Annotated in this window: 18 protein-coding genes and 1 pseudogene; 7 read left to right on the top strand and 12 right to left on the bottom strand. The window is 53.5% G+C overall.

Going from position 1 to position 14,907, the window contains the following annotated elements; all coding sequences use genetic code 11:
• Positions 1 to 144 precede the first annotated feature (144 nt).
• The 5 genes from KNP84_RS07890 (at position 145) to KNP84_RS07870 (ending at position 4,041) form a co-directional block, all read left to right on the top strand.
• Entirely contained in the window at positions 145 to 885 is a 741-nt protein-coding gene (locus tag KNP84_RS07890; RefSeq protein ID WP_215114567.1) for a phosphotransferase family protein, read from the top strand.
• 17 nt (positions 886 to 902) lie between these two features.
• Positions 903 to 1,619, top strand: a complete 717-nt coding sequence (locus KNP84_RS07885; protein WP_214800798.1) for a nucleotidyltransferase domain-containing protein — start codon at positions 903 to 905, stop codon at positions 1,617 to 1,619.
• 9 nt (positions 1,620 to 1,628) lie between these two features.
• Positions 1,629 to 2,156, top strand: a complete 528-nt coding sequence (locus tag KNP84_RS07880) for a P-loop nucleotide/nucleoside kinase family protein (RefSeq protein WP_215114566.1) — start codon at positions 1,629 to 1,631, stop codon at positions 2,154 to 2,156.
• 125 nt (positions 2,157 to 2,281) lie between these two features.
• Positions 2,282 to 3,040, top strand: a complete 759-nt coding sequence (locus tag KNP84_RS07875; RefSeq protein ID WP_021067270.1) for a transporter substrate-binding domain-containing protein — start codon at positions 2,282 to 2,284, stop codon at positions 3,038 to 3,040.
• Positions 3,037 to 4,041 carry a pyridoxal phosphate-dependent aminotransferase gene (locus KNP84_RS07870; RefSeq protein WP_215114565.1) on the top strand — a complete coding sequence of 335 codons (1,005 nt, stop codon included), beginning with the start codon at positions 3,037 to 3,039 and terminating at the stop codon, positions 4,039 to 4,041. Before KNP84_RS07875 ends, KNP84_RS07870 begins: the two co-directional genes overlap by 4 nt.
• A 39-nt stretch (positions 4,042 to 4,080) precedes the next feature.
• Here the strand turns inward: KNP84_RS07870 and KNP84_RS07865 are convergent, their stop codons facing one another.
• Positions 4,081 to 4,635: a maltose acetyltransferase domain-containing protein gene (locus tag KNP84_RS07865; RefSeq protein WP_058763461.1), complete on the bottom strand. Its 555-nt coding sequence runs from the start codon at positions 4,633 to 4,635 to the stop codon at positions 4,081 to 4,083.
• 89 nt (positions 4,636 to 4,724) lie between these two features.
• Here KNP84_RS07865 and KNP84_RS07860 point away from each other — a divergent pair, with 89 nt between their 5' ends.
• A complete protein-coding gene (locus tag KNP84_RS07860; protein ID WP_058763459.1) occupies positions 4,725 to 5,648 on the top strand; it encodes a DUF7916 family protein in 924 nt (307 codons plus the stop codon).
• A gap of 42 nt (positions 5,649 to 5,690) precedes the next feature.
• On the opposite strand, the pseudogene hisIE reads toward KNP84_RS07860, so the two are convergent.
• The 9 genes and pseudogenes from hisIE to KNP84_RS07810 all read right to left on the bottom strand — a co-directional run bounded on the left by hisIE (position 5,691) and on the right by KNP84_RS07810 (position 12,638).
• Positions 5,691 to 6,328, bottom strand: a pseudogene (hisIE, locus tag KNP84_RS15395) (bifunctional phosphoribosyl-AMP cyclohydrolase/phosphoribosyl-ATP diphosphatase HisIE).
• Complete coding sequence (gene hisF / locus KNP84_RS07845; RefSeq protein ID WP_215114564.1) at positions 6,277 to 7,044, bottom strand: imidazole glycerol phosphate synthase subunit HisF; 768 nt, start codon at positions 7,042 to 7,044, stop codon at positions 6,277 to 6,279. Before hisF ends, hisIE begins: the two are co-directional and overlap by 52 nt.
• Positions 7,037 to 7,750 carry a 1-(5-phosphoribosyl)-5-[(5-phosphoribosylamino)methylideneamino]imidazole-4-carboxamide isomerase gene (gene hisA / locus KNP84_RS07840; RefSeq protein WP_021067262.1) on the bottom strand — a complete coding sequence of 238 codons (714 nt, stop codon included), beginning with the start codon at positions 7,748 to 7,750 and terminating at the stop codon, positions 7,037 to 7,039. The genes hisF and hisA overlap by 8 nt, the downstream gene beginning before the upstream one ends.
• Complete coding sequence (gene hisH / locus KNP84_RS07835) at positions 7,728 to 8,315, bottom strand: imidazole glycerol phosphate synthase subunit HisH (protein ID WP_215114563.1); 588 nt, start codon at positions 8,313 to 8,315, stop codon at positions 7,728 to 7,730. Before hisH ends, hisA begins: the two co-directional genes overlap by 23 nt.
• The gene (gene hisB, locus KNP84_RS07830) at positions 8,312 to 8,899 is read right to left on the bottom strand and encodes an imidazoleglycerol-phosphate dehydratase HisB (protein WP_215114562.1); all 588 of its coding nucleotides are present in this window, start codon (positions 8,897 to 8,899) and stop codon (positions 8,312 to 8,314) included. Before hisB ends, hisH begins: the two co-directional genes overlap by 4 nt.
• Complete coding sequence (locus tag KNP84_RS07825; protein ID WP_214713727.1) at positions 8,886 to 9,899, bottom strand: pyridoxal phosphate-dependent aminotransferase; 1,014 nt, start codon at positions 9,897 to 9,899, stop codon at positions 8,886 to 8,888. The genes hisB and KNP84_RS07825 overlap by 14 nt, the downstream gene beginning before the upstream one ends.
• Positions 9,896 to 11,113 carry a histidinol dehydrogenase gene (hisD, locus tag KNP84_RS07820; RefSeq protein ID WP_215114561.1) on the bottom strand — a complete coding sequence of 406 codons (1,218 nt, stop codon included), beginning with the start codon at positions 11,111 to 11,113 and terminating at the stop codon, positions 9,896 to 9,898. Before hisD ends, KNP84_RS07825 begins: the two co-directional genes overlap by 4 nt.
• Positions 11,110 to 11,718: an ATP phosphoribosyltransferase gene (hisG, locus tag KNP84_RS07815; protein ID WP_214713732.1), complete on the bottom strand. Its 609-nt coding sequence runs from the start codon at positions 11,716 to 11,718 to the stop codon at positions 11,110 to 11,112. The genes hisD and hisG overlap by 4 nt, the downstream gene beginning before the upstream one ends.
• Complete coding sequence (locus tag KNP84_RS07810) at positions 11,715 to 12,638, bottom strand: ATP phosphoribosyltransferase regulatory subunit (RefSeq protein ID WP_021067256.1); 924 nt, start codon at positions 12,636 to 12,638, stop codon at positions 11,715 to 11,717. Before KNP84_RS07810 ends, hisG begins: the two co-directional genes overlap by 4 nt.
• Positions 12,639 to 12,747: 109 nt before the next feature.
• Here KNP84_RS07810 and hisJ point away from each other — a divergent pair, with 109 nt between their 5' ends.
• The gene (gene hisJ, locus KNP84_RS07805) at positions 12,748 to 13,560 is read left to right on the top strand and encodes a histidinol-phosphatase HisJ (protein WP_215114560.1); all 813 of its coding nucleotides are present in this window, start codon (positions 12,748 to 12,750) and stop codon (positions 13,558 to 13,560) included.
• A 163-nt stretch (positions 13,561 to 13,723) separates the two neighbouring features.
• On the opposite strand, the gene KNP84_RS07800 is transcribed toward hisJ, so the two are convergent.
• Complete coding sequence (locus tag KNP84_RS07800) at positions 13,724 to 14,080, bottom strand: hypothetical protein (RefSeq protein ID WP_029595627.1); 357 nt, start codon at positions 14,078 to 14,080, stop codon at positions 13,724 to 13,726.
• A 200-nt stretch (positions 14,081 to 14,280) separates the two neighbouring features.
• Positions 14,281 to 14,856: a deoxycytidylate deaminase gene (locus KNP84_RS07795; protein WP_029595628.1), complete on the bottom strand. Its 576-nt coding sequence runs from the start codon at positions 14,854 to 14,856 to the stop codon at positions 14,281 to 14,283.
• Positions 14,857 to 14,907: the final 51 nt, after the last annotated feature.

Genomic DNA, 14,907 nt, shown 5'->3' with positions numbered 1-14,907 from the left:
CGAACGGTATCCATCGTGTCGAAATCGCAAACTTGATGACACACCCTGATTGTCATCTACTATAATCTGCTGGCGAGACTTAATATGGATTATTCACGTGACGAGAGTCCGAGTTCAGACTCGCCTGCCACTGGAGGGTCGCCGATGCAACATATAGATTGGATCGCTGAAGGAAACAGTGCCCATGTCTATCTTGACGACAATAAAATATACAAACGATTTAAGCCGCCGATTTCTTTAGACACGGCACGACATGAAGCGAAGAAGCAACAGCTGGCTCACGCGGCAGGCCTACCTGTCCCAGACGTCTATGAGGTATTCGATGCTGAGGGATATGCTGTGCTCGTCATGGAATATGTGCCCGGCCTCTCGATCGGTCAACTCGCACTCAGGGAACCGGGCCGTCTGGCCGAATATATTGACCGTTCGATTCAACTGCAACTCGCCATCCATCAGATTGTACACATCGAAATCGAATCGATGGTTGAGCGATTGCATAGTCAAATCAAAAGGGCTCCCCGATTGAACGAGTATGAGAAAAACCGACTCGTAACGCGAATGGAGTCGTTTCAGTTTGTATCGAGACTATGTCATGGTGATTTTCATCTACATAATTTGATTCAAACCGAGACAGGCATCTCAATCATCGATTGGATGGATGCCAGCCTCGGTGACGCACATGCCGATATCTGCCGGACGTATCTGCTTTATCTAGAGAAGTATCCCGAGTTAGCGGAAAGCTATATATCGCGCTATTGTGAGAAAAGCGAAACATCCCGAGATGAGGTCTTGAAATGGCTACCCATCCTAGCGGCTGCGAGGCTGAGTGAGTCTGTCGATTCAAATCAATCCAATTACTTGTACGCCTTATGCACATCTTCCTAAAAGGAGTGTAGGATGCCTTGAAGATTGAACCGTTCGAAGCGGCACTTCGCTTCATCTCCACACATTTCCCCCACTGTCAGGCCGCACTGCTCGCCGGGAGCGTCGTCCGTGGTGAGGCGACCGCAACGTCGGATTTAGACATCATCATCTTCGACGACACCCTCGTCTCGTCTTATCGGGAATCGTTCATCGAGTCCGGATGGCCCATCGAACTATTCGCCCATAACTTGACGTCGTATCGTACGTTCTTCGAACAGGATTGCCAGCGTGCCATTCCATCGTTACCAAGAATGGTCACCGAAGGCATCGTCTTGAAGGACACAGACATCGTCGAAGACATCAAACGTGAAGCGAGAGCGTTGCTCGACAGCGGGCCGGAGGCTTGGTCGGACGAGACGATTGAGTTGAAACGATACTTTCTGACCGATGCACTCGATGACTTGATTGGATGTACCCGTCGCTCGGAAGGACTGTTCATCGCCGCAAAAATCGGTGAGCTCACGGCTGAGTTCATATTGCGTACGAACAAAAAATGGATTGGTTCATCGAAATGGACGTATCGTTCGCTTGAACAATTTGATGCGTCAGCCGCACGTCAACTCACTGACGCCCTTGAGGCGTATTATCAAACGAACGAAACCGACGCGCTCATCCGTTACGTCGATGTGACGCTCTCCCCGTTCGGCGGCCGGTTGTTCGCCGGATTCAGCCGTGGGAAATCAAACGAAACGTGAGGGTAGCCCATGTTCTTTCTGCAAATGTCCGGTTTCCCCGGATCAGGCAAATCGACGCTGTCTCGGGAAATCGCTCGACGACTGGATGCGGTCATCGTCGATCACGATGTCACGAAGACGGCACTGCTCGAATCGACTTCACAACACCCGCTTGATGCTGCGCTGGCCGGAAAAATCGCTTATGATCTCGATTGGTCGCTCGTCGAGTTCCAGTTGTCTTTAGGACGGAACGTTATTTTAGATAGCCCTTGTCTATATGACGTGATGATTGAACGCGGCCTGACAATTACGGCAAATAGCGGAGCCACGTATCGTTACATCGAGTGCCTCGTCGACGACGTCGATGTAATCAATCGGCGGTTGCGCGAGCGCGACCGAAAGCTCAGTCAAATCAGAAGCGTCTCACCAGAGAATTTTGATCGGACCGTCGCCAGCAGTAAAAAACCACCGAATATGCATACGCTTACAATTGATACGAATCGCCCTCTCGAGACGTACTTGCCTGACGTCATCGCCTATCTCCAAGGGATTGATTGACCACCTGATGCATCCTGTGACTTTTTCCTGGATGTATCTTTTTAATCGTTTTTGTATTTTTATGCTTTACAATTAATAATCATACATATACACTTAGTCTCATATCTTGAAGGAGGAATTCATACATGAAAAAGTGGGTCATTACAGGGGGATTAGTGGCAAGTGCATTACTAGCAGGATGTAGCCAAGAGACGACGGGCGAAGAGAAAAAAACACTCGTCATGGGAACGAGCGCCGATTACTTCCCGTATGAGTTTGTCGATACGGCGAACGGAGACGAGATTGTCGGATTCGATATCGAGATTGCCGAAACGGTTACGGAACGCCTCGGCTACGAACTTAAAATTGAGGACATGGACTTCGGTAGCCTGCTCGGGGCACTCAACGCCGGACGTGTCGACTTCGTCATGGCCGGTATGACGCCGACCGAAGAGCGGAAAGAAAATGCCGCCTTCTCGGACATCTATTTGTCGGCGACGAACCTAGTCATGACGAAAGATGAGTCACTCGAGTCGATTGAAGCGCTCGCCGGCAAGAAAATCGGCGTCCAAACGGCATCGATTCAAGAGAACATCGCCAAAGACCAAGCTCCGGATGCAGAGCTCGTCTCATTGAACAAGATTCCAGAAATCGTTCAAGAGTTGAATACGGGTCGGATTGACGCGATGGTCATCGAGGACACGGTCGCCCAAAAATACTTGGATCAAGATGCCGGACTGTACACGTTCGCCTTGAAAGAAGATGGCGAGAAAGGTTCTGCAGCCGCCTTTAAATTGGAGGATGACCTTCGCGATCAGTTCAACGAGGAGTTGAACAAGATGATCGACTCAGGTGAAATCGACAAACTCGCCAAGAAATGGTTCTCGATGGAGCCGACGGAATGAGACAAGTCTCGCTACCGATTTATCCAGTCACCTATCCAGAAGGGTACCGTTTGAATCAAAACGAGAGCCAGTTCCCGGTGCCGTCCCGGTTGTATGACCAACTTGCGACAATCTCGTTCCAAGACTTGCATGAGTATCCGGTCCAACCGATTGACGAGTTGTTCACCCGTTATGCGGCCTACGCCGGTGTTGACCCGAATCAGCTGCTCGTCGGTTGCGGGAGTGACGAGATGATTCATGTCGTCACCCAGGCGCTGTTGGCACCGGAAGACGTCGTCTTGTCACCGAGTCCGGATTTCGCACTCTATCCAATTTTCACGACAATCGCCCATGGCCGGCACGTGCAAGCCGATGACCTTTCTTATGACGCACTCGTCCAGGCGATTACGCAACACGAACCGAAGCTGTTGCTGTTGTCGAATCCAAACAATCCGACCGGTAAATTGTGGAGCGTCGCCGAATTGGCCGAACTCGCAGGACTCGTCCCATATTTAATCGTCGACGAGGCGTATATCGACTTTTCGCCGAACTCGAGCATGGTGGCCCACCTTGATTCATTCACGAACGTGATTGTACTGCGGACGTTATCGAAGGCGTTTGGCTTAGCCAACGTCCGCCTCGGTTTCATGGTCACGACGCCCGAACTTGCCGCTTATTTCCGTCAGTTCGTCCCACCGTTCAACATTAGCGGGGTCAGCGCGAAAATCGCCAATGTGTTTTTACAAGATGCTACGTATCTCGACGAGGCCATCTCTTGGCACGCCGACATGCGCGGACAGTGGACCGATTTGTTCGCCACAATCGGCCACGTCCATCCCGCCGAGGCAAACTTCATTTACGTCACGCTCGATGAGCCGGAGGCCGTTTGGGCCCACCTCGCCGCGCATGGGGTTCACACATCGAAACAACCGAACGGGATTCGCATCACGCTCGGCAATCAACAAGCCCTTGCCCTGGCACACGAGGCGCTCAGCATTTACGCAACCCAAACATCGAATTAATCAAAAACGCTCCGACTGTTTCCAGTCTGAGCGTTTTTGTCATGGGATGAGTTTGATGACTTTTGCCGGATTACCCCCGACGACGGCACGAGCTGGCACATCTTTCGTCACAATGGCGCCAGAGGCGATGACAGCATCGTCACCGACCGTCACCCCTGGATTCAAGATGGCACCGCCGCCAATCCATACCCGATGTCCGACCGTGACCGGCTTCCCGTATTCAAGACCTGAAATCCGTTCAGTCGGGTCGAGCGGATGCGTCGCCGTATAGACGTGCACACCCGGACCGAGCATGCAATCGTCACCGAATGTGATCGGACAGATGTCGAGGAACACACAGTCAAAGTTAGCGAAGAACCGTTCTCCGAGATGAATGTTATAGCCGTAGTCGCATTTGAACGTCGGCTCCAGATAAAACGAACTCCCGGTCGAGCCGAACAGCTCCGCTAACACAGCTTTTCGGTCGTCGATTTCGTCGATGCCGGAACGATTGAATCGTTCCGTCAAACGCCGGGCCTGACGCCGGTCGGCGACGAGCTCGTCGTCCCCGGCCATGTAAAGGTCGCCCCGAATCATCTTTTCTTTTTCTGTCATCTGCTTCTCCCCCTTTTCTTTTTTAGTATAGAGGAATTTCTGACCAAACGGGGAATAGGAACATGACGAACTAGAGGAGGAATAGACAGATGAAACGAATTCTTGATTGCAGAGCCAGTGATTTCTTGACGTTCAACCGCTCGGATTTGATTGGATCGATTCGGAAAGCCGAGGGGCGGACCGTACTCGCCGAGGTCATCCCGACCGTGCAGCCGCTCTATCCAGAAGTGACGAACGCCGAACTCGCTCGAGCGTTCGGAGCCGATATGATTCTATTGAATATGCTCGACGTATTCCATCCGTACATAAAGGGTCTGGAAAGCCACGCCTTATTTGGTAACGTACCGGGCGAGACGATGTCTGACAATCCGATTATGGAATTGAAGCGGCTCGTCGGTTTGCCGATTGGGGTCAACCTCGAACCGGTCGACTTCTCCGAAAAGTCAGAGGACATGTATGACGTGAAACAAGGACGTCTGGCGACACGGGAGGCGTTCGCGAGAGCGTCCGAGCTCGGGATCGATTTTATCTGTTTGACCGGCAACCCGAACACCGGGGTGACGAACGAGGCGATCGAGCAAGCCATCATCAACGCCCGCCAAGAGTTCGCTGGCGTCATCATCGCCGGGAAGATGCATCAAGCCGGCGTCGGCCGAGTACTCGACCAAGAGGCCTATGTCCGCTTCGCTGAGGCCGGGGCCGACATCATCTTGATTCCTGCGCCTGGGACGGTCCCAGGCGTCCGCGAAGACGAATTCTATGAAGTCACGCGCGAGATTCAGGCGTTGGATAAACTCGTCGTCGCCGCCATCGGTACGTCACAGGAAGGGTCCGATGAAGCGACAATCCGTGACATCGCCTTGTCTTCGAAGCGGGGTGGGACGGACATCTTCCATATCGGCGACGCCGGCTTGTCCGGAATCGCCACACCGGAGAATATCCAGGCGTTATCGATTGCGATTCGGGGACGGCGCCATACGTATATCCGCATGGCCGCCTCGGTCAACCGCTAATCAAAAGGAACGAAGCCGATAATGGCTTCGTTCCTTTTTGTGTTACCAGTCAGTGACGTCTCGGCGCGGTTTCGCCGGAGTCGTCGTCCCGTGCCGTTTGGCGAGGAGCGCCTCGACGTCTTGTAATGACACGCCTTTGGCGGCGAGCAAGACGAGCAAATGGTACAAGAGATCAGCCGACTCTTCGACCAAATCTTCATCGTTCAGCGCTGCGATGACGACCTCGAACGACTCTTCCCCAAACTTCTTGGCAATCTTGTCGACACCTTGGTCGAATAGATAAGACGTATACGACCCTTCTTTCGGTGACGCCTGTCGTTCTTGAATCAACTTCTCTAATTCGTGAATCATCCTTCCACCTCCGTGAAAAAGCAGCTTCGATTTCCCGTATGACACGTCGGCCCATTGGCACGGACCCGGACCAAGAGTGCGTCTTGATCACAATCGACGTGGATGCTTTCGAGCTCGAGCGTATTTCCGCTCGACTCCCCTTTCATCCAGAGTCGCCCTTTCGAACGTGACCAGAACGTGACCGTGTTCGTCTCGAGCGTCTTCTGAATCGCCTCCTCGTTCATGTAGCCTAACATGAGGACGGCGTCGTCCTCTGTCGACACGATGATGGCTGGAATCAATCCGTTTGCGTCGTAACGAACCGCATCGGCAAGTTGTGCTCGCTGCATACGTGTTTCACCTCTTCCACTGTCGTTTTCCGGTCATGCAAAATCGAGGCGAGTAGCGCCGCATCGACCTTCTCGAGCGCGTCGACGACATGATTCGCGTTCCCGGCACCGCCAGAGGCGATAATCGGGATATCGACGGCGTCCCGGAGCAAATCAAGGATTCGCAAATCGTAGCCACTCTGCTTTCCGTCCTGATTCATCGACGTGACGAGCAGTTCACCCGCCCCAAGTGCAGCCACTTGCTTTGCCCAATCGACGGCCCGCAACTCGGTCCGGTTCTTCCCGCCATACGTATAGACGAAGTAATCGTCGTCTTCGAACTTGACGTCGATGGCGATGACGATACATTGTGACCCGAACCGCTCGGCCGCTCGTTTAATCAAATCGGGTGATTCGACGGCGAGCGTGTTGAGCGACACTTTATCGGCCCCGGCTTTTAAGAGCGAGGAAATATCCTCAAGCGACCGAATACCGCCACCAACCGTGAGCGGAATGAACACTTTCCGGGCGACGGCACTGACGACGTCAAGCATCGTCTGGCGGCGTTCCATACTCGCAGTGATATCTAGAAACACGAGCTCATCCGCACCGGATGCGTCATAATACTTAGCAATCTCGACCGGGTCGCCGATATCCCGGAGTGCCACGAACTCGATTCCTTTGACGACACGACCGTCTTTCACATCAAGACACGGAATAATGCGACGTTTAAGCATGGCGCGCCTCCCACTCGATCAAGTCATCGAGGCTGACTTGTCCGGAGAGTAGTGCCTTCCCGACGACCGCTTCGTCGATACCGGCCGCTTGAAGTGCTTCGACATCAGCCTCGGTCGTCACACCGCCCGAAGCGATGAGCGTGACTGAAACAGCCTCACGCAGCGCCTTCATCCGCTCGAGATTCGGTCCGTTCAACTTCCCGTCCGACCCGATGTCCGTATAGAGAATCGTTTTGACACCACGGTCAACGAGGCCTTTCGCGGCATCGATATCTTTTAAGTCGGTCGCTTCTTGCCAGCCGTTGACGGCGACGATGCCATCATAGGCATCGAGGGCGACGGCGACACGATCTCCGTACTTCGCGAGCGCCCGGTCCAAGAAATCCGGGTCTGTGAACGCTTTTGTCCCGAGCAAGACCCGGTCCGCACCGGTCGCCATGACCGCGTCGAGCGCTTCCTCGGAACGGATGCCCCCGCCGGTCTGAACGAAGAACCCGCACGTTTTGGCAAAGCGGACGACATCAAGATGTCTCGGTTCACCGGCTTTCGCCCCTTCGAGATCAATCAAGTGGAGCATCGGGACGCGCCCTTGCCACTCCTTCAATTTCTCATACGGGTCTCCGTACTGTTCTTCTGTATTGAAATCGCCTTCTGTCAAGCGGACGATTTTTCCGTCAATCAAATCAATGGCCGGTAGTAATCTCACGTTCGACCGCCTCCTTCCATTCTTTCAATAAACTGAGTCCAAACGCACCGCTCTTCTCCGGGTGGAACTGCATCCCCGTGACGAGCCCTTTTTGCACGATGGCTGGCACGTCTTCCCCCATATAATCGGCAGAAGCGATCACATGGGTCGGGTCGGTCACGACGTGATACGAGTGAACGAAATAGACGTCCTCGTCTCGCAAAATCGAGTTCCATCCGACGTGTGGCAGACGTTTCGCCCGCATCCGCTCGACGCGCCCTTCAATCAAACCGAGTCCTTCTGTCGGCACCCCTTCCGTGCTCGACTCGAATAAGAGCTGCATGCCAAGGCAAATGCCAAGGAACGGTTTTTCTTGTGCCGATTGTTTCAACAGCGGAATCAGTCCCGTCTCGTTCAGCGATTGCATCGCCTGGGGGAACGCACCGACGCCCGGCAGCAAGATGGCGTCAGCTGCCTCGATGTCTAAGGGATCGTTCGTGATGGTGACGTAACAGCCGATGGCTTGGAGCGCCCGTTCGACATTGAACACGTTGCCCATTCCATAATCGATGACCGCGACCTTCATCCTTCGATCAGTCCTTTCGTCGAAGGCAGTCGATTCGATCCATCTTGCCCGATCGCTTCAGCGAGGGCGCGACCGAACGCTTTGAACAGTCCTTCAATCATATGGTGCGAGTTCGACCCGTAGAGCACCTCAAGATGAAGTGTCAAGCGGGCGTTCATTGCCACGGCCCGGAAAAACTCTTCGGCGAGCTCGGTATCAAAGTCCCCGAGTTTCGGATTTTTGATTTCGGCCCGGTAGACGAGGAACGGACGGCCGGACACGTCGACGACGGCACGCGCGAGCGTCTCATCCATCGGCAAATAACTCGTGCCGTAGCGGCGGATACCGATTTTGTCGCCGAGCGCTTGATTGATCATCTGCCCGAGGGCGATCCCGACGTCTTCGACCGTATGGTGAGCGTCGACCCACGTATCCCCTTCGACATGGACCGTCAAATCGATTTGGCTGTGGAACGCGAACAGTGTCAGCATATGGTCAAAGAAGCCGACGCCTGTCTTCACGTCACTTTGCCCCGTCCCGTTCAAATCAAGCTTGAGCTCGATGTTCGTCTCTTTTGTCTCTCGTTTCGTCTCAGCTGTTCTCAAGTGAAGTCACCTCTTCTATCGTTTGTTGAAGCAAGCGGTACGCCTCGTCCGTTCCGGCACTGACACGAATCCCGTCTGCGAACGCGCGAACATGTACATCTTTTTCAAGGAAGCGGGCTGCCCAAGCTTCGCTGTCCGGTGTCTCGACGTAAAGGAAATTAGCACGGCTCGGTAAGACGTTCCCAATCGGTGCGAGCAACGTCTCAAGCTTTTGTCGCTGCGTTTGATGGAAACTGATCGACTCATCGATATAAGCGGAGTCGTTCAACACGACCGTGGCCACGGCCGCACTCAGCCCACTCACATTGAACGGCGAGCGGAACCGATCAATCTTCTCGATTAAGCGCTCATCGGCGATCATGAAGCCGATGCGCAGATTCGCGAGTCCGAACGCTTTCGATAACGTCCGGAGAATGATGACGTTCGCGTGGTCCGCCAGGCGGTCTTTGAATGAATCTTCCATCGTGAAATCGATATACGCCTCGTCGACGACCAAATACGGGACTCGGCTGGCAATCGTCTCGAGATCATCGAGCGACCACATCTTCCCGGTCGGATTGTTCGGGTTCGATATGAGGACAAGTTTCGGGTGTTCCGCCTCAATCGTTTGCATGAGCGACTTGAACGACAATCCGTCCGCATCCGGCTGCACGAAATTCCCACGGGCGATATGCGTGTAAATGCCATACATCGAAAAGTCTGGAATCGGTGCGGCGACGACATCGTCGGCATCGAGAATGGCCTGACAGAGAATCGCGAGCAATTCATCGCTGCCACTGCCGACCATGAGTTGCTGCGGGCTCACACCGGCATAAGCCGCATAGCTTTGTTTAAGCGCCGTCAACTCGTCGACCGGATAATGGCTCAAGTCGAGCGGAAGCTCTCGGATAGCCGTCTTCAAGCGCTCTGGAAAGACATATTGGCTTTCGTTTTGATTCAACGCGTGCCCTTTGACCGCATGCGGGACGTAGCGTGGAATCGTCTCATAGTTCAGTCTCATACGTCCTCCAATCGGACCGCCATCGCCCGGGCGTGGCCGTCAAGTTGTTCTTGTTGCGCGATTCGAATCGCGGCACGCGTGATGCGCTCATCGAGTTCTGTCATTTGCAGGAACGTCTGGCGTCGGTAAAAATCATCGACCGAGAGGCCGCTCGAGAAACGGGCCGTCCCGCTCGTCGGCAGGACGTGGTTCGGTCCAGCGATGTAATCCCCAAACGCCTCCGCCGCTTCATGACCGAGGAAGAACGATCCGCCGTGACGGATGGCTTGCATGTAATCTTCCGGGTCGGCGACGGCGAGTTGGACGTGTTCAGCCGCCATCTCGTTCGCATAACGAATCGCCTCAGCCTTCGTCTTCACGAGGACACCCCCGCGCTTCATCGCCTCTATCGCAATGTCACGCCGCGGTAATTCAGCCAATTGTCGTTCTAATTCTTGTCGAATCGCTTCGGCCAATTCGCCAGTCGTGACGAGCGCAAGTGCCGTCGCTTCGACATCGTGTTCGGCTTGGGCGAGCAAATCGGCGGCGACCCATTTCGGATGGGCCGTCTCATCGGCGATGATGAGCACCTCGGACGGTCCAGCGACCGAATCGATGCCGACGATATGGGAGACGAGCGATTTTGCCGTCGCGACATAGGCATTCCCGGGACCGACGATTTTATCGACCGGTTGAATCGTCTCGGTGCCGAACGCCAAGGCGGCCACGGCTTGCGCCCCGCCGACGAGATAGCATTCATCCGCCCCTGCGATTTTTGCCGCAATCAATAACGACAAATCGATGCCGTCTTGTTTCGGCGGCGTCACCATGACGACACGTTTCACACCGGCCACTTTCGCCGGAATGATGTTCATCAACACGCTCGACGGATAGACGGCCGTCCCGCCTGGCACGTACACGCCGACCGAGTCGAGTGGCATAAAACGGCGTCCAAGTCGGAACATCTCGTCTTCATACACATCGTCTTGACGTCGCTGACGACTGTGGAACGTACGAATCCGTTCGGCCGCGAGCGTCAACGCCTCGGTCAGTTCAGCATATGCGTCAGGTGGCGTAAACGTCGTCAAATCGACCGTTTCGATTTTGTCGACGCCGTCAAATTTTTTCGTGAACGCGAGGAGCGCCTCGTCCCCGTTCGACTCTACGGCCTCGAGGATCGGTTTGACCGCTTCTGCCCAGCTTTCCCGCCGGGCCCGGTTCGTTTCTGTACTCATCGGGCATCCTCCTTGCTCAAGCGACGAATCCACGCCTTCAATTCATCAGGATTGTTGGCGAGAGCCGCCTCACTCGTGATGAACTTGGCGTTCACTGTGAAAATCGTCTCGTATTCTTCAAGGTCATTCGCGCGCAGCGTCGCCCCCGTCTCTACGATATCGACGATGCAATCGGCGAGTCCTGTAAGCGGTGCGAGTTCGACCGATCCGTTCAACGCAATCACTTCGACGTTCTGTCGTTTCGAAGCGAAGTGAGAGATGGCAATATTCGGATATTTGCTCGCGACTTTCAATTTTTTTGTTCCATTCTTCCGTTCTTTCGGTCCGCAGACCGCCATGCGGCAACGGCCGAACGGCAAGTCGACGACTTCCAGCACGCCAGGCGTCTTCTCTCGCAAGATGTCACCGCCGACGACGCCGACATCAGCCGCGCCGTGCATGACGTATTTGTAGACGTCATCCCCTTTGACGAAGATGAACTCATGCCCGTCGACTTCGACCGTCAGTTCGCGGCCACGCTTTTCAGGCCAAACGGTAAGTCCGACTTGTTCGAAATAGTCTCGGGCCGCTTTTTCAATGCGTCCTTTTGCGATGGCTACTTTCATAAAATCACCTCACCTAACTGTTCTAAATCAAGGGACAGTCCGAACGCCCGACGAGATTGGCCGAAATGTCCGTATAATGAATCATATCGACCACCCGATAGGACGCGTCGTCCGTCGATGCTGCCTGTCACCGTCAATCCTGAATAATAATCAAAATCACCGGTCTGTCCGAAGTCGTACGAGACATTCAAACCGATGGACCGTAAATGTTCGACCGCCCGCTCGACTTCATCGATTGCTGCCGTCAAGCCCGGCTCGGCGACTTCACGTAACTCACCAAGTGCCGAGTCGCCAATCAAGAACGGTAATTTCGCGATTAACGGGTATTGATACGTATCGGCGAGTTCCCGGAGTGACTCCAAATTGCGAAGCGCCAAATATTGGCGGAGCGTCCGCTCAGGGATACCGGCTTCGTCGGCCACGGCGGCGACCAAGGCTGCTGATCCGACTTGAATCCGGAGTCCGTCTTGCGGCAGGACACGCTCGGTCATACTGAGGAACGAGGCGATCAACTCCATATCCGGAGCGTCCCCGTCAATCCATTCGAGACCGAGCTGTTGACGTTCATGCGGCTGTCCCGAATGCTTCGGGGTACGTCGGTAGACGGCACCGGCATATGCGACACGCATCGGCTCATGACCGTCCGCGAGTTTCCGTGCGATTTGTAACGTATAGTCTGGACGCATGACGAGCAACTCTCCGTCATTTCCGAACAGACGATAATAGGCCGACTCATCGAACAAGGCCAAGTCTTGATAGTGCGAATAATATTCTACGAGTGGCGGTTCGATCACGCTGTAGCCGTTCGATTCAGCTCGTTCGAGAAATGATAACATCCACTGCTTCGGACGCAGAACGTCCTCCCCTTGCAATTCGTGCCATCCTTCCGGGATGGATCCTTTTGTATTGAACCAAATCATCGATATCACCCTTTATCTTATTATCACTTTACCAAACTAAAGTAGTGTGTTAAATTTATCAAACCAAGCCGGTGCTGTCAACCGGCGAACTCGAAAGGAATGTCGCTTGATGATTGACTTTACCCGTGATGGTCACCTTCACACCCCATTTTGTCCACATGGCTCGACAGACCCGCTCCAGGCGTACGTCGAACAGGCGTTAGCCCGTGGTATCAAGACGCTCACGTTCACAGAACATGCTCCGCTCCCAGCCCGGTTTCAAGACCCAACACCAGACAAAGATTCGGCGATGGCGTTCGAATTGCTCCCGGATTATATCGAGGCCTTGCAGTCGTTAAAACGGACGTATCCGGCACTCGACCTTCGCCTCGGTTTAGAGATCGACTACTTGCCCGGCTATGAAGCTGAGACGTTGGCGTTGCTCGAGCCCTATGCCGACGTATTAGATGAAACAATCTTGTCTCAACACTTTCTACTCGTCGACGGTGAGCTCCTGCCTGTCGACTTCTCGCTCGAGACGTTTCATATCCTCGTCGAACGTGTCGGCTCGTTCGAGGCCGTGATGAAACAATATTATACGGCGCTTGCTGCCGGCCTCGCATTCCCTTGGGAGCGCCTGAAAGTGGACCGGATCGGGCATATCGATTTACCCATCAAATATCAGACCAATTATGTATGGGACCGCTCAAACGTCCAGGCCGAACAGTCGCACCTGCTCCAGACGATGGCGGCCCGCGGCTTCGGGCTCGACCTTAATACGGCCGGACTCCGTAAGCCCGAATGCGGACAACCGTATGCCATCGACGTCGCGTCTGAGGCGGCCGGACTCGGAATCCCGTTCGTGCTCGGATCGGACGCCCATATCGCTGCTGACGTCGCCGCTGGATTTAATGACATACAAAAAAAAGCCACGTTCCTATGAACGTGGCTTTTTCACAGCGATCTAGCTATCTAGATCCCCATTTTTGGTTGTCGATAACGATATGGCGTTCCATTTCTTCATCTATTGACAATAATACCATACTGATTCGGCAATGCAACCTGAAAATGAAAAAAAGGATGACGGAGTTGTCATCCTTTGTTATTTAGACCGCCATTTCAGCGTATAAACCTTTTAATTCCTCTGTAGACGCCTCGTCCATCTGTAACGCCACGAGTTCGACGAACTGAAGTGCAGGATCCTTGTCGCCAGACATACGAACGATTTCGGCTGCCGCATCATCGAGCGCGAGCAAGATGCCCGATACACCTAGCGTCGGATAGTAACGGAGTAGCGCGCGGACGTGCTTCATTTCTGAGATATCATTTCCATTGATCTTAAGTGCTTTGACTGCCAACTCTTTATGCGTTCCAATCGCGAACTTATCTTCCCACACCTCTTCGAGTGTGATCAACGCTTCCACATCATAGGCACCATCTGTGAAACGAACTTGTTTTTCCATGTAACATTTCCCCTCTCGTTAATCTACTTTCATTATAAGAAAGAAACCCCCGAAAAGATTGTGAAATGTTGAACATTTTGTGGAATTTTTGTCTCACCTAGTTGTGAACATAAAAAAAGGTCCCTCCGAGGAGAGACAAATAATGGAAGAGTAAAACACCATTGGCAGTACATTAATAATATAACACCGAATGTAAACGTTTACAATGTGTTTTTAAAACTTTTTTCAAGTGGCATATGTACCACGTCAATTCCGCTCTCGCGCATCAAATCGAGACCGTCGCCATGTTCATAACCAACCGCATAGACGACACGGGCGACGCGGGAGGCGATCAAGGCGAGCGAGCAGGCGTGGCACGGCGAATGGGTCACATAAGCCGTCGCCCCGAAAGCGTTCGTCGAATCGGCGGCGAGCTTTCCGATCGCGTTGATTTCAGCATGAATCTCATGTTGTTTCGACCAATTGTGATGATCGTACGGGTCAGAGCATTTGATATAAGTCACACCGTCATGAATGAACGAGACCGGCGTCTCGAGCAAGTCGACCGCATTCGCGGATACGTATTCAGCGCGCTTATAAAATCCATCATCCCGCTTTAAGAAGATTTCATTGCAGTTCGTATGCCCCGGCGGCGTGCCGTTCAGGCCAATCGAAATCGGCTTCTCATCTTTGACGATGACGCAAGCGACACTTTTAGAAGCACACTTCGAATGACGTACCGCCATCATATCGGCAAACTGTAACCACGTCTCGTCCCATAGATGTTGTTTATCCATTGTTGATCCTCCTCGAAGAAAAGGAAAGTCTGAATGCTCAGACTTTCCCCG

Source organism: Exiguobacterium sp. s70, assembly GCF_018618315.1.
Lineage (GTDB): Bacteria > Bacillota > Bacilli > Exiguobacteriales > Exiguobacteriaceae > Exiguobacterium > Exiguobacterium chiriqhucha.
The sequence above is the reverse complement of the archived record's forward strand: the minus strand, read 5'-3'. Positions and strand labels throughout refer to the sequence as shown.

What these genes read in the sequence shown, in the direction of transcription:
- KNP84_RS07875 (WP_021067270.1), top strand. Translation starts at nt 2,282, where the DNA reads ATGAAAAAGTGGGTCATTACAGGGGGATTAGTGGCAAGTGCATTACTA.
- hisJ (WP_215114560.1), top strand. Translation starts at nt 12,748, where the DNA reads ATGATTGACTTTACCCGTGATGGTCACCTTCACACCCCATTTTGTCCA.
- KNP84_RS07880 (WP_215114566.1), top strand. Translation starts at nt 1,629, where the DNA reads ATGTTCTTTCTGCAAATGTCCGGTTTCCCCGGATCAGGCAAATCGACG.
- KNP84_RS07810 (WP_021067256.1), bottom strand. Translation starts at nt 12,638, where the DNA reads ATGATTTGGTTCAATACAAAAGGATCCATCCCGGAAGGATGGCACGAA.
- hisD (WP_215114561.1), bottom strand. Translation starts at nt 11,113, where the DNA reads ATGAGTACAGAAACGAACCGGGCCCGGCGGGAAAGCTGGGCAGAAGCG.
- KNP84_RS07800 (WP_029595627.1), bottom strand. Translation starts at nt 14,080, where the DNA reads ATGGAAAAACAAGTTCGTTTCACAGATGGTGCCTATGATGTGGAAGCG.
- hisH (WP_215114563.1), bottom strand. Translation starts at nt 8,315, where the DNA reads ATGAAGGTCGCGGTCATCGATTATGGAATGGGCAACGTGTTCAATGTC.
- KNP84_RS07825 (WP_214713727.1), bottom strand. Translation starts at nt 9,899, where the DNA reads ATGAGACTGAACTATGAGACGATTCCACGCTACGTCCCGCATGCGGTC.
- KNP84_RS07860 (WP_058763459.1), top strand. Translation starts at nt 4,725, where the DNA reads ATGAAACGAATTCTTGATTGCAGAGCCAGTGATTTCTTGACGTTCAAC.
- KNP84_RS07865 (WP_058763461.1), bottom strand. Translation starts at nt 4,635, where the DNA reads ATGACAGAAAAAGAAAAGATGATTCGGGGCGACCTTTACATGGCCGGG.
- KNP84_RS07890 (WP_215114567.1), top strand. Translation starts at nt 145, where the DNA reads ATGCAACATATAGATTGGATCGCTGAAGGAAACAGTGCCCATGTCTAT.
- KNP84_RS07795 (WP_029595628.1), bottom strand. Translation starts at nt 14,856, where the DNA reads ATGGATAAACAACATCTATGGGACGAGACGTGGTTACAGTTTGCCGAT.
- hisF (WP_215114564.1), bottom strand. Translation starts at nt 7,044, where the DNA reads ATGCTTAAACGTCGCATTATTCCGTGTCTTGATGTGAAAGACGGTCGT.
- KNP84_RS07870 (WP_215114565.1), top strand. Translation starts at nt 3,037, where the DNA reads ATGAGACAAGTCTCGCTACCGATTTATCCAGTCACCTATCCAGAAGGG.
- hisG (WP_214713732.1), bottom strand. Translation starts at nt 11,718, where the DNA reads ATGAAAGTAGCCATCGCAAAAGGACGCATTGAAAAAGCGGCCCGAGAC.